Source organism: Actinoalloteichus fjordicus (genome assembly GCF_001941625.1).
Lineage (GTDB): Bacteria > Actinomycetota > Actinomycetes > Mycobacteriales > Pseudonocardiaceae > Actinoalloteichus_A > Actinoalloteichus_A fjordicus.
The window spans coordinates 2,069,151-2,081,193 of sequence record NZ_CP016076.1 but is presented as its reverse complement, the minus strand read 5'-3'; the positions used below and the strand labels follow the sequence as shown (position 1 = coordinate 2,081,193).

Sequence of the window (12,043 nt, the reverse complement as noted above, 5' to 3'; positions counted from 1 at the left end):
TGGCGGGTCAGCGGGCGTCTGCGGCCGCCCCCGCCGGAGCGAACACCACCAGCGACGTCGCCTGGCCGGTCTTCTCACTGACCAGTGCGATCAGCCTGCCCGCCGGGTCGAAGGCCCCGTAGGCGCCGGGGATGCCCGCGAGCGGCAGCCTGCCGCCGTGGGCCAGCGCCGAGGACTCGACGTGATCGAGATCGCGTCGTGGGAAGGCGGCGGCGACGGCGTCCGCCAGGCCGAGGGTCAGTTCGGGCTTCTCCTCCAGCCTGGCCAGCGTCCTGGCGCCCCCGATGCCGAAGGGCCCGACGCGGGTCCGGCGCAGCGCGGCGAGATGCCCGCCGACGCCCAGCGAGGCCCCGAGGTCACGGGCCAGGGCACGAACATAGGTGCCGGAGGAGCACTCGACGAGGACGTCCAGGTCGACGTGTTCGCCCTCGGTGCGCTGCGCGAGCACGTCGAACCGCTGCACGGTCACCGGCCTGGGCGGCAGCTCGACCTCTTCGCCCGCCCTGACCCGCGCGTAGGCGCGCTTCCCGTCGACCTTGACGGCGCTGACGGCGCTCGGCCGCTGCTGGATGTCGCCCACCAGCGGTTCGATGGCCGTGAGCACGTCGGACTCGCTGATCCCGCTCGCGTCGGTGGTGGAGAGCACCTCACCCTCGGCGTCGTCGGTGGTGGTGGCGGAGCCGAGTCGGATCGTCGCGAGGTAGGCCTTGGTGTCCAGGGCGAGGTGACCGAGGAGCTTGGTCGCGCGTTCCACGCCGAGGACCAGCACGCCGGTGGCCATCGGGTCGAGGGTGCCCGCGTGCCCGATCTTGCGGGTGCCGAGTATTCGACGGGCGACGGCGACCACGTCGTGCGAGGTCATGCCGCTCTGCTTGTCGACGACGACGAGGCCGGGCGGCACGGGGGGACGGGAGGCGCGGGGCTTGCGAGACGGTCCGGACACGGGGTGACATCCTGCCGCACGCCTCGCCTAGGCCGGCCCGCCGGGTGACGGGCACGATCGGCGAGGTCGACGCGGCGGTCCTCGGCCCGGTCGACGTCGTCCGCCTCGCGCAGATCCGCCCCCGAACGGGCCGGTCGGTGCCGGACTGTTCGGGGGCGGGGCCTGGCCGTTCTGGGGGCGGCGAGCCTGCCCCGAGGACGGCCACACAGCCTGTCCTGTTGCGCGGGGCAGACGCGGTGATCTGCGGCATCGTCGCCTGGCAGCTCAGCCACGCCGATCCCCGCTCACACCGGAGCGCCGACCAAGACCGGCCCTCAGACGCGGGCGGGCACGGGAGCGGGCCGCAGGTCCCAGCGCTGCCAGCTCAGCCGAACCGGCACCGACTCGCCTCGAGCGTCGGCGGCCAGCACCACCGCGCGCGCCCGCCGCCACCAGACGAGGGTGCGCGACATCCCGAACAGCATCAGGGCGCCGACGCCGAGGAAGGCGATCCGGTAGGAGCCTCCCGTCCCGTCCAGCAGCAGCCCGATGAGCAGCGCGGAGAACGCGGTGGCCAGGTGTCCCCCGACGTTGGCGACCCCGGTCGCGGTGCCCACCTCGGTGAGGCTGTTGTAGTCCCGCACCAGGGCGAAGGCCACCGAGGACGCGGGGCCGCCGCAGGCGAAGACCACGAACGCCATGGTCACCAGCAGCAGCGGCGGACCGTCGCCGGGCCAGGCCAGCAGCATGGTGAGGGCGCCGAGGGCGGTGAGGAGGTAGCCGATCACCAGCGGCATCCGGCACGTCGGGCGGTGGCCGATCAGCGCGCCGACCAGCGGGCCCGCGAACACCCCGCCGAAGACCAGCAGTCCGACCAGGACGCCCGCCGTCCCCGGCGCGACACCGAGGCCGTCGACCAGGTAGGGGAAGCCCCAGAGCAGGCCGAGCACGCCGGGCAGGAACATCGTGGAGAAGTGCACCCAGAACGCCAGCCGGGTGCCGGGCACGCGCCAGACGGTGGGGACGCGGTGGAGGACCTCCCGCAGGCCGGGCGGGGTGGGCCGGGCCGGGGGCTGCTCGCCGTCCACCGGGACGGCCTGCGGCGCGTCGCGGACGAAGCGGCCCGCGATGACGGCGTAGGCGGCGGTGACGAGTCCGACGATCGCGAAGGTCGGCGTCCAGCCCACGTTGGTCAGGGCGAGACCGAGCGGCACGGTGGCGAGCACGCCGCCGAGGGCGCCCAACGCGCTGGACACCGAGGCGACCAGGGCGTAGCGGCGGGCGCTGAAGTGCGCGGCGACCAGCCGCAGGATGCTCACCCAGGTGAGCGCGTCGCCGATGCCGACGGTCACGCGCGCGGCGAGGGCGGCCGGGTAGGAGTCGACGAGGGCGAACAGGAGTTGCCCGACGCCCAGGAGCACGGCGGCGGCGGTCAGCACGCGGCGCGGGCCGAATCGGTCGACCAGTAAACCGGTGGGGATCTGCATGGCGGCGTAGACGCCGACCTGCACGACGGTGAAGACCCCGAGTGCGGCGGGGCCGATGGCGAAACGCTCACTGGCCAGGGTTCCCGCGACGCCGAGGGAACCGCGGTGGAAGACGGCGGCGAGATAGACGATGACGGCGAAGGTCCAGATCAACCACGCTCGGCGCGCGTGGCGTTGGGATGACACGGTGTTCCTCCAGGTTGTTGCTTCACCTGGTGTATGGCCGCGCCGGTCGAATTCGCTACCGGAATGTGACCCAGTCGTTCATCGACATCGGTACTTTGCCCGCACGTCATCGGCCGGACATCCGAGCACTGGCTGGCCCCGCCGGGTCCCTGGCGCGTTCCCTCGCGACGCCCGCCCGCCGTCGACCGCGCCGCCTCCGCCCGTCGTCTGCCTCGTGAGCAGGCCTGATGTGCCCGGACACTGCCGGCGCGTCGCCCGAGTCGGGCGGCGAGTCCTGCGGCGCCGAGGACGCCGAGCCTCGGCGGGCGACGGGCCTCGGGCGCGGGGACCGACTCGACGGTCGAACCGCCTCGGAGATCACGGATCGGTCTACGCCGGGCCGCCCGGCAGGCCTCGGGGTGCCGGGGAAGGTCGCCGAGGAGCCTCGAGACCGACGACGCCGGGCCCGGTGGAGCGCCGCCCCGACTCGGCGGGCGCCGTCCCACCGAACCGACGTACGCCGTCTGCCGCCGGAGCGGCAGGCGAAGCGTGGGCGGACTGCCGAGGACCGCCCAGGCGTCCGAAGAGGCAGCCGACTCTAGGCCGAACGGACGACGATGTCAGCCTGAAGGGGCACCGCCGAACGGCCGTCCGGGCACCGCAGGGCGGTGTGCCGCCCCGAGGGCGCCGCAGCCGAGGCCCGAACCTCGCCGATCCGAGTGTGTATTCGCCCGAATCGACTGCCGTCCGCCAGGAACCGACGTACTCCCCCGCCCCCAGCGGAGGCATGACGAGACCTCGCGCGGCGAGGACACACCGGGCCAGGCCCGAGACTCGACCTCCGTCGGCCGTCCGAAGCGGGCATCGCCGTCGAGAACGAGGCTCGTTCGACGAGGCCTGTCACCCTGCGGGACGCGGGCGACCCACCTGCGCAGGCGGCTCACCGTCCGGCCAACCCCTCGCAGGCTGCCGACACGAGCCCGTCCGCCACTGGATCAGGGCACTCGCGCACCGCCGGTCGGAGCACTCGACCTCGGCGGCCCGTCGCCGATCACGGCCGCCGGGGCGGCGAGGAGCGAGACTCCGGCTCCCACGGCGCCTCCGTCGCCAGTCGCTCGCTGGCCTTGGCCATCGCGTCGGTGTAGGCGGAGGCGAGGGAGGCCATCGCCGCCGTGTTCTGGTGGGGCTGCAGTCCTGCGGAGTCGAGGGTGGAGACGGCCCGCCGGACGGCATTGCGGATGGCGGCGACGGAGCGTTGCAGCTCCCGGAGGACGTCGGGGTGGGTGACCTCGGTCGTCGCGACGGCGGCGGCGGCGGCCAGGGTGTCGGCGGCGATGAGCATCGCGTCGGTGTTGCGGGGCTTCCAGACGAACCGGATGCGGGCGCCTTCGCATCGAGCCTTGGTGAGGTCCTCGATCATGTTCAGGCCGCGCTCGCTGACGGTGAGACCGGGGTAGATGCGGCGGCGTCGTCGGCTGCCTGCATTGACGAGGATGTCGAGTACCTCGGCGGCCATCCGACTGTCGGTGACGACGGTGACGGAATGGCCACGTGGATAGAGCGAGGCGGCGTGGGCGGCGGCCATCACCTCGGCGGAGTGGGAGTCCCAGGGATGTCGCGGGTCGAGCCGCCCGGAGTCGTGCCAGCCGCGACCGGTGACCACCGCCCACCCGGCGGCGCCGTTGGCGGGCCGGAAGCTCGCGTCCGCCGCGACGACGTCCGCCGACCCGACGGCCGGGCCGTCTGCGGTCAGCCGGTACTCCCCGTCGACGGCGAAGGTCGGGTCGTGGGCGACCAGGCGCCGCAGCAGCGGCGGGACGTCGGGCGATCGACTGATCCACTGGTGAAGTCGGTTGCCGCCGGAGATCAGGTGATGACGCTTGACGAAGGTCTCCGGCGTGATCCCGGCGGTGGCCTCGCGGAGCGCGTCGTCGACGCCGCCGTGCACGATGCCGTGCCATCGGGTGGGGCACCGCGAGCAGGAGACGCCCCAGAACAGCCCGCCCGCCACGGCGGGCAGTATCCAGACGTGCGCGGCGGGCCGGGGCGCGGCGGCCGGGCAGCGGTGCACCCCGTCGCCGCCGAGGTCGGGTTCTTGGTCGGTCATCGGCACTCCGGGCAGCAGATCGTGTCGAAGGGCAGCCGGCTCCCCGGCGTGGCGACGATCCGACGCCCCCGGCAGCGGGGACAGGCCCGGTCGGACCGGGCAGCCCGCCGGGGCTGCCGCGCCGTCGAGCCTGCCGCGCTCCGGTCGCGTCGGCGGCGAGCAGGGCCGCTCTCGGCAGGCAGACCGACGAACGCCGTGAGGACGGCGAGCGCGGCGTGCAGCAGGCCGGCCCAGGAACGCCTGCGGATTCCGGCAGGGTCGCCCTGCCGAGTCGGCAGGGCGCAGCAGGCAGCACCGACGGGCCTGCCGGCTCTCGCGGGCCGGAGCAGCCTGCCGCGCCCGGCCGTGGCGGCGTAGTCGGCAGCACCAGCGGCAGCACCAGCGGGAGCCGAGTCGGGGGAATCGGCACGCCCTGCTGATTCCCGCCCTGCGGACTCGCCCCGCCGGACGACGCGGTTCGATCCGGCCGTCACGGGCAGCGGCGACCCGCAGGCGTCCCCGGACCCGGCGGTCTGGACCCGCCCGTCGGTATCGACGCCACGACCGAGGCCCGCGGACTCGACGGCGTGCCCGGCTTCGACGGACCCGATCGCCCGGCAGGTCGCGGCGGGGCAGGCGATCCGACGACCGGTGTGGTCACCCATGGCGACCTCCCGCGTCGGACTCCAGCGGCGGCAGGCCGCAGAGCTGCCGGGCCAGGTCTTGGCAGTCTCGGCAGGTGGTGATCCGGCCGAGGCAGCGGCGGACGGTGCGGACGGTCATGGTGATCCCGCACAGGGTCTCGACCTGGGCGCCGCTCTTCGGCGGCCCGGCGTGGCGGATGTCGACGGCGTGCCGGTCGGCGACCTCTCGCGTCGTGGTGGGCACGTCCTGCCACCACACGGTCGTCTCCGCGCTCACCGGGCCTCCCGGACGAGGTGGGCCAGGGCGCGGCCGAGCATCGCAGCCAGCGCGCCACGCTGCGGGACCTGCCAGCACCGGAGCTCGTACCCGCCCGCGAGGAGGGTCATCGTGATCTGCGGCCCGAGGACCGCGACCCGCAGCCGACCGGCCCGGCGGTCCCGCGCCACCACGGCGATCTCCACCGCCGCCGCAGGCCGACCGGTGGACGCCGCCGCCCGCAGGATCTCGGCGGTCTGGACGGTCAACGAGGCCAACCCCCGCCCCCGACGGGCCAGGGTGACCGAGCGGGCTGATCGATCCGCCACGAGCACCAGGGACTCCGGCCGCCCGGTCGTGGAGTTCACCGACACCACCAGCGGCAGCGCGGCGGAGGTCGCGGACGCTGCGGAGGTCACGGACGCCTGCGGCCTCGGGACCCTCGGAGCCGGCGGCGCGACCGGGGCATCCCGCCCGTCCGACGGAGCGTGTTGAATCGACGGATTCTCCTGATCAGGCGGGTTCGCTCGATCCGGCGGGTTCTCGCGCTCGGCAAGGCTCTCGTGACGGGAGAGGCTCTCGCGACCGGGGAGGTTCTGGCGCTCGGTGACGTTCTCCCCAGCAGACGGGCGCCGACGACTCGGCGGGAACAGTCGACCAGGCGGGTTCGCAGCCGAGATCGAGTGTTCGGCGATCAGTGCGGTCATGACTGGTCCTCCTCGGACGGCCAGAGGGAGATGCCGAGATACGGTCGGACTCGGGCGGCGGGGAGCCGCTGAAGTCCACCGACGGACTGCCACCGCGCGGGCACGCCCGCTACAGCGAGCCGACGTCGGGCATGACGAGCGCTCACCGGCTCACCGCCCCGGCGCCGAGCGACACCGGCACGGGCAGTGGCACCGAGCGGTCCGGCGTGACGCCCAGATCACCGGGCACCCGAGGCGACGCGATCTCCACGGCAGGAGAGTCGGCGGTGAGGCAGTCGAGGCAGACCTGCCAGTCGAAGAAGCAGACCGCCAACGGCCGCCGGTTCAGCGGGGCGAACGAGAGCTCGGGATCGCACAACGCGGCGACGGAAGGAGCGGGCTGCTCGGCGCGGCGGCCGAGGTGGGTGTCCCCTCTGGACAGGGACCGGACGAACCAGCGGAAGGACATGAGGGCTCCGGGAAACAGGAGGGGCACGGAGAGAAGCGGCGGTCGGAGGCGGTCCGGCGGGTGACCATCGCCCCGCACACCGCCACGCAGACCCGGTGATAGTTCGGGTCCGGGCGGTGCTCGAGCCGCCGGAAGACACCGAGGTAGCGAGCTGCCATGGGCTGTGGCGAGAGCGACCCGGCCAGCGCGGTGCTCATCGCGGCACCCGAGGGCCTCCCCGGACGGGGTGATCCGGCGATGCCGTTCGATGGCGCCGCCTCCACAAGCGGTCACTCTTTGTCACATCTTCGGCTTGAGTACGCACGGCGGTGGTCACGTCGCCGACTCCTTTTCGTGAGGAAGCCAGGTGATCCGGGGATCTCGTGTCGAACAGACCCCGAGCATTCCCACTACCCAGAGTTGCTGTTTTGCGACACTAGCTACACTGTTGCCGTGTCAAAACAGTTAGTCAATCGCCCGATGGGGGTAAAGCCTCGAGGGTCCCGGAAGACCTCCACGGCTGAGGGAGCCGCGTACCCTGTGCCCGTGACGAACCTCCGCAGTCCGCAGGCGCGGACGCTCGGCAGGACGATCCAGCGGGCACGCGACACCGCAGGCATCGGCATTCGCGAGCTGGCGCGGCGGTTGAACAAGCCCAAGAACCCGACCTATGTCACGCGGCTGGAACGCGGTGAAATCCTCTTCACAGAGGAACTGCTCAAAGAAGTAGCCGCCGCGATCGGAGTCGGAAACGACCGCCTGTACCAGTGGCTGGAAGACTTCACACGCCTCGGCATCTCGCCATGGACTCCCGGGGCCGCGAACCCGGAACAACTGACCACTCTGATGGGCTACGAACGCGAAGCGACTCAGATCACCGATGTGGGCGGATTTATCCCCGGTCTCCTACAGACCGAAGAAACCGCGCGCTCTCTGATCGAGATTGACGACGACGCACATAATGTAGACGAACTGATCCAGGTCAGGCTGTCCCGACGATCCGTTCTGGAACGGCGGCGAACCGCAACACCGTATGCGCTGTACCTGGAAGAAAACGCGCTCCGACGCCCCGTCGGCGGTCCAGCCACGCTCCGCGAGCAGCTCGACTACCTGATAGATGCGACGAAGCGACCGAACATAACCATCCGAGTGATCCCAGACCGCGTCGGCGCATACTTCGGCATGGCAGGTCCTTTTACGATCCTAGAATTTGAATCGATGGATCCGATCGTCTACCTGGAACGACTGCGGACCGGCACGTGGTTGGATCGTCGAGAAGACACGGAAATCTATTTCGACGCGGTAGGTAAGGTCGAGGCCATCGCCCTGACAGCGGGCGAGTCGATGGCCGTCATAGAGAGGTACAGGGTGGAGTGTGGCAATGACACCAAATGATGTTGGCCAGCTGGGAGGCTGGCACAAAGCCACGGCAAGCCACTCAAACGGAGGCTGTGTCGAGATCGGCGATGCACCCGGTATCGTCGGAATCCGGGACACGAAGAACCGGGGCGGTGGCACGCTCGTCGTCGACCGCCCCGCCTTCGACAGCTTCCTGACCTCGATCAAGACCGATCAGCTCCGCTGAAACCGGTCGCCCGTGTGCTCCCGCCGCACGCATCGCGGCGGGAGCACACGCCAACCAGCGCACCACCACACCTCGTCACCGCCGTCGACGTGCAGCACCGAAGAGCCGGTCATCGGCCTAGAGCTGAGCTGCGGACTCAATCCGGCACACAGGCCGACGCTCACTGCCGGCAGCTGACAGCATGGAAGAACCGGCTCTGGCCATTGACGAATCAACAGACCTGCTGAACGAGTAAGGGACGGAGTCGCGCAATCACGGAAGACAGGTTCGGCGGCTGGCGCAAGAGCACTCGCAGTGCGTCCAACGGCGGCTGCGTCGAGATCGGCCAAGGTCAACGTCTGGTCGGAATCCGAGACACCAAGAACCGGGACGGCGGCACGCTGGCATTCGACCGCACCCGGTTCAACAGCTTCCTGACCTCGATCAAGACCGACCGGCTCCGCTGAGACCGGACGCCCGTGTTCCCCCGCCGCACACATCGCGGCGGGAGCACACACCAACACGAAAGGTCGACGGCGGTGAGTCCAAGCTCGTCCGGCAGCCACCACAGCCGAGAAGAGCCGTTAAACCACACTCAGTCAGTAGATATAAATTCCGTCGGGAATCTCACCGTTAGCCCAATAATTCACGCGCGCTACCACCGGCGACTCCTGCTTGATCCGAGCAGCCAGGACCTTGCCTCGCTCCCGCCACGCCTCCTCAAGCTCTGCACTCGGAAATTCGGACTCCCCGTCGCCGTCCTCGTCATACGTTGCCTGAAGTTCGTCATCCCACGACTTCAGCTCTCGAATCAACTCGGCCGGCAGCCTCAGGAACTCGCCAGCCTGCTCGACCGAATAATCAAACCCGCCGGGATCATCCTCCACATGATAGTAAAACGGACCCATATCCCAGCCTGCCAACAAGTCCACCACAACCGAACGCTCCATCTAACTCCCCAACAGTCGCGCCAGCTTCAGCTACAGGGGCGAGCGCCAAACAGCTCAACCCGAACGACTGTCGATCAGAACACACACCACCCCTTAGGGTGCAGACCCTCGGCGCGATAATCCACACTCGCCACCACCGGCGACTCCCGCTTGATCCGCTCAGCCAACACCTTCCCCCGCTCCCGCCACGCCTCCTCAAGCTCCGGCGAATCAAACCCCGACTTCGACCACACGTAACCATCAGGATCATACGTCGCCTGATACTCAGCATCCCAATCCCTGATCTCGGCAACGAGGTCAGTGGGCAATTTCAGCTCGTCCGACGCCTCCTCAATCGAATGACCATACTCCTCAGGATCAGCTCCGTGATAGTAGAACGGATCCTCCTGCCAACCGACCAACAACGACACCACAATAGAACGAGACATTACAGCCTCCAATGCAATGCGGATGCGAATGAGTTCCCTGCAGTTCCGCACCCATCAGAATACGCATGTACGCGGCGGAATAACCCCATTAGCACGATAATCCACACTCGCCACCACCGGCGACTCCCGCTTGATCCGCTCAGCCAACACCCTGCCCCGCTCCCGCCACGCGTCCTCGATCTCCGGTGAATCGAACCCGGACTTCGACCACACGTAACCATCGGGATCATAAGTCGCCTGATATTCGGCATCCCACGCTATGATCTCGGAAACCAAGGAGGCAGGCAGACGCAACTCTTCTGTCGCCGCCTCAATCGAGTGATTGTAGTCTTCAGGATCATTCAATTCGTAATAGAACGGGTCCTCCTGCCATCCCAGCAACAATCCCACCTCAACCGAACGCTCCATCTAACTCCCCAAAAGTTGCGCCAGGTTCAGCTACAGGAGTGAGCGCCAAGCAGGCCAACCCGAACCCCTGTCGATCAGAACACACACCACCCCTTAGGGTGCAGACCCTCGGCCCGATAATCCACGCTCTTCACCACGGGGGACTCCCGCTTGATCCGCTCAGCCAACACCTTCCCGCGCTCCCGCCACGCCTCCTCAAGTTCCACGCTCGGGAAGCCCGAGTTTCGATAATCGTCAGGTTTGTATGTAGCCTGGTATTCATCGTCCCAGATCGTGATCTGGGCAACCAGGTCAGCAGAAAGCTGCAGATCCTTTGCAGCCTCCTCGATCGAGTGGTTGTACTCCTCAGGATCATCCCAATCGTAATAAAAAGGATCTTCTTGCCAGCCGACAAGGAAGGACACAACAACAGATCGAGACAAATTAACTCCTATGAAGACGTGGTCGCAATTTTCGCTTAAGAGAGATTGGATGCGCACCTACAATCAACCCATCACGTGTGACAGTGATAGCCACACGTCGCACCTCTCCATCAAACACCACTTCATACACCGGCCGATCTTTTCCACTATACCCGACCACCGTTCCGCCCTCGAGGGCAGCAAAGACCAACGGAATTACGCGCTCTCTTGGCACGCCTACGCGGCGGAAATGACCCACACGGTCATCATCCAGAATATGCTCCTGGCCGCCCTTCTTATTTCGCCCTTCCACCCAGACAATCCGACCGTCCGGCAGCCTGGCGATCCGAGTGACGTTCTTCGGGTTGATCACCACGCCTGCGCGTTCCCGGTCAGCGATCCAGTCCGCTTCCGCTTCCCGTTGCGCGGCCGTGTCTCGGCCAGGCGGCCTGGTATCGGCAGCAGGGGCAGGCACCTCCTCGTCAACGCTCGGCCCCGATCCACTCACCGACCCGAACACCGCCGCCCCGTCAACCCCGTGCCCCGCGATGGCGAAGCAGTACTCGTCGATGATCTCCTGCGCCGCCACCATCGCCGCGTGTGCCAGCCGCACGTCCTCTCCTGCCTCCCGCCGCAGCCTGCGCATCTCCTGGACCTGCGGCCAGACCGAGCCTGCGGTTCCCTCGTCGAAGATCTCCCCACCCTCGCCGATCGCGAACTCCGCCACCACCGCCGCCTCCCTGGCCACCACCAACAAGGCATGCGCCCGCCGCAACTGCTCCACCACCTCCGTCACGGACAACGCACGACTCCTCACTGTGAGTACTCGACGCCATGATGCCGGATCAGCAGCGCGGCGTCGAGGGAGTTCTGTGCCGCCTGCACGCGGCCGTCCGGCCGAGTCGCAGGCCCGGCCACGGCAGGCAGGCACACCGCTGATCGGACCATTTCCCGCGAACCGGGTTTACTTCAGATGTAGCGGCGCGCACGATCTGTTCCGCACCGCAGCAACGCACGACGTCTGTGCGCCGAGGCCGGGGGGCCTCGCCAGATCGCTGCGTGGCGAATCAGAGGATCGAGGGGGAAATGCAGAGAATCGTGCGATCAGTGTGTTCGATGCTGGCTGTGGTGGGCTTCCTGCTCACCATGGGCGGCTTCACTGCGGCAGCGGCGAGCCCGGCAGGCGAAGATCCGGGAACCTCAGCGGTGTCGTGTTCCGGAACCGTCAGCTACAGCCGAACCTTGAGTAGCGGCGTCGGCGAGTTGGCGATCTTCTACAACAGCTCCAACGGCGGAACCAACAGCGCCTGCTTCTACCACCGGGGCGCGTCCTACGGAGTGGCGGCGCCGACCTACGTGCGGGCCTACCGTTGTGTCGAGAGCAGCGGCGAAGGCCTGCCCTGCACGATCGACACCTCGTCCAGCGCGGACCTGGGCGACTTCGCCTACTACGCAGGACCTCGGGGGGTCACCGGCACGGCCAACCGTTGTGTGGCCGCCGTCGGCTACATCGAATGGGGCGGCCTCCGCCAACAGATCAGCAGCGGCAGGCAGGGCTGCTGACGATCGTCGAACAGTGTGCAACGCAGGATGCCGAT

At 68.7% G+C, this 12,043-nt stretch carries 15 protein-coding genes; 4 read left to right on the top strand and 11 right to left on the bottom strand.

The window, feature by feature from the left end; translation table 11 throughout:
* Positions 1–7: 7 nt before the first annotated feature.
* The 6 genes from truB to UA74_RS09395 all read right to left on the bottom strand — a co-directional run bounded on the left by truB (position 8) and on the right by UA74_RS09395 (position 6,715).
* Complete coding sequence (gene truB / locus UA74_RS09425; RefSeq protein ID WP_075739912.1) at positions 8–943, bottom strand: tRNA pseudouridine(55) synthase TruB; 936 nt, start codon at positions 941–943, stop codon at positions 8–10.
* 314 nt (positions 944–1,257) lie between these two features.
* Positions 1,258–2,595 carry an MFS transporter gene (locus UA74_RS09420; RefSeq protein ID WP_075739911.1) on the bottom strand — a complete coding sequence of 446 codons (1,338 nt, stop codon included), beginning with the start codon at positions 2,593–2,595 and terminating at the stop codon, positions 1,258–1,260.
* A gap of 1,030 nt (positions 2,596–3,625) precedes the next feature.
* The gene (locus tag UA74_RS09415) at positions 3,626–4,681 is read right to left on the bottom strand and encodes a hypothetical protein (RefSeq protein ID WP_157434077.1); all 1,056 of its coding nucleotides are present in this window, start codon (positions 4,679–4,681) and stop codon (positions 3,626–3,628) included.
* A 636-nt stretch (positions 4,682–5,317) separates the two neighbouring features.
* Positions 5,318–5,581, bottom strand: a complete 264-nt coding sequence (locus UA74_RS09405; protein WP_075739908.1) for a zinc finger protein — start codon at positions 5,579–5,581, stop codon at positions 5,318–5,320.
* Positions 5,578–6,267 carry a hypothetical protein gene (locus UA74_RS09400; RefSeq protein WP_075739907.1) on the bottom strand — a complete coding sequence of 230 codons (690 nt, stop codon included), beginning with the start codon at positions 6,265–6,267 and terminating at the stop codon, positions 5,578–5,580. The genes UA74_RS09405 and UA74_RS09400 overlap by 4 nt, the downstream gene beginning before the upstream one ends.
* 142 nt (positions 6,268–6,409) lie before the next feature.
* On the bottom strand, positions 6,410–6,715 hold the full coding sequence (locus tag UA74_RS09395; RefSeq protein WP_075739906.1) for a hypothetical protein: 306 nt from the start codon (positions 6,713–6,715) through the stop codon (positions 6,410–6,412).
* 525 nt (positions 6,716–7,240) lie between these two features.
* Here UA74_RS09395 and UA74_RS09390 point away from each other — a divergent pair.
* From UA74_RS09390 to UA74_RS09380, 3 genes are all read left to right on the top strand, one after another.
* On the top strand, positions 7,241–8,089 hold the full coding sequence (locus tag UA74_RS09390) for a helix-turn-helix domain-containing protein (RefSeq protein ID WP_198042975.1): 849 nt from the start codon (positions 7,241–7,243) through the stop codon (positions 8,087–8,089).
* Positions 8,076–8,279 (top strand): DUF397 domain-containing protein, encoded by a 204-nt coding sequence (locus tag UA74_RS09385; RefSeq protein ID WP_075739904.1) that lies wholly within the window; start codon positions 8,076–8,078, stop codon positions 8,277–8,279. Before UA74_RS09390 ends, UA74_RS09385 begins: the two co-directional genes overlap by 14 nt.
* 251 nt (positions 8,280–8,530) lie before the next feature.
* Entirely contained in the window at positions 8,531–8,725 is a 195-nt protein-coding gene (locus UA74_RS09380; protein WP_075743600.1) for a DUF397 domain-containing protein, read from the top strand.
* A gap of 132 nt (positions 8,726–8,857) precedes the next feature.
* Here UA74_RS09380 and UA74_RS09375 read toward each other — a convergent pair whose 3' ends face one another.
* The 5 genes from UA74_RS09375 to UA74_RS31660 form a co-directional block, all read right to left on the bottom strand.
* Positions 8,858–9,208, bottom strand: coding sequence for a hypothetical protein (locus UA74_RS09375; RefSeq protein WP_157434075.1), 351 nt, complete (start codon positions 9,206–9,208; stop codon positions 8,858–8,860).
* A 74-nt stretch (positions 9,209–9,282) separates the two neighbouring features.
* Positions 9,283–9,636, bottom strand: a complete 354-nt coding sequence (locus UA74_RS09370) for a hypothetical protein (RefSeq protein WP_157434074.1) — start codon at positions 9,634–9,636, stop codon at positions 9,283–9,285.
* Positions 9,637–9,690: 54 nt separating this feature from the next.
* The gene (locus UA74_RS31665; protein ID WP_157434073.1) at positions 9,691–10,044 is read right to left on the bottom strand and encodes a hypothetical protein; all 354 of its coding nucleotides are present in this window, start codon (positions 10,042–10,044) and stop codon (positions 9,691–9,693) included.
* A gap of 74 nt (positions 10,045–10,118) precedes the next feature.
* Complete coding sequence (locus tag UA74_RS09365) at positions 10,119–10,448, bottom strand: hypothetical protein (protein ID WP_075739901.1); 330 nt, start codon at positions 10,446–10,448, stop codon at positions 10,119–10,121.
* Positions 10,449–10,467: 19 nt separating this feature from the next.
* Positions 10,468–11,241 (bottom strand): cysteine rich repeat-containing protein, encoded by a 774-nt coding sequence (locus tag UA74_RS31660; RefSeq protein ID WP_157434072.1) that lies wholly within the window; start codon positions 11,239–11,241, stop codon positions 10,468–10,470.
* Between the two features lie 302 nt (positions 11,242–11,543).
* Here UA74_RS31660 and UA74_RS09355 point away from each other — a divergent pair, with 302 nt between their 5' ends.
* Entirely contained in the window at positions 11,544–12,008 is a 465-nt protein-coding gene (locus UA74_RS09355) for a hypothetical protein (protein WP_232237699.1), read from the top strand.
* Positions 12,009–12,043 lie beyond the last annotated feature (35 nt).

What these genes read in the sequence shown, in the direction of transcription:
- UA74_RS09415 (WP_157434077.1), bottom strand. Translation starts at nt 4,681, where the DNA reads ATGACCGACCAAGAACCCGACCTCGGCGGCGACGGGGTGCACCGCTGC.
- UA74_RS09400 (WP_075739907.1), bottom strand. Translation starts at nt 6,267, where the DNA reads ATGACCGCACTGATCGCCGAACACTCGATCTCGGCTGCGAACCCGCCT.
- UA74_RS09395 (WP_075739906.1), bottom strand. Translation starts at nt 6,715, where the DNA reads ATGTCCTTCCGCTGGTTCGTCCGGTCCCTGTCCAGAGGGGACACCCAC.
- UA74_RS09385 (WP_075739904.1), top strand. Translation starts at nt 8,076, where the DNA reads ATGACACCAAATGATGTTGGCCAGCTGGGAGGCTGGCACAAAGCCACG.
- UA74_RS09375 (WP_157434075.1), bottom strand. Translation starts at nt 9,208, where the DNA reads ATGGAGCGTTCGGTTGTGGTGGACTTGTTGGCAGGCTGGGATATGGGT.
- UA74_RS09370 (WP_157434074.1), bottom strand. Translation starts at nt 9,636, where the DNA reads ATGTCTCGTTCTATTGTGGTGTCGTTGTTGGTCGGTTGGCAGGAGGAT.
- UA74_RS31665 (WP_157434073.1), bottom strand. Translation starts at nt 10,044, where the DNA reads ATGGAGCGTTCGGTTGAGGTGGGATTGTTGCTGGGATGGCAGGAGGAC.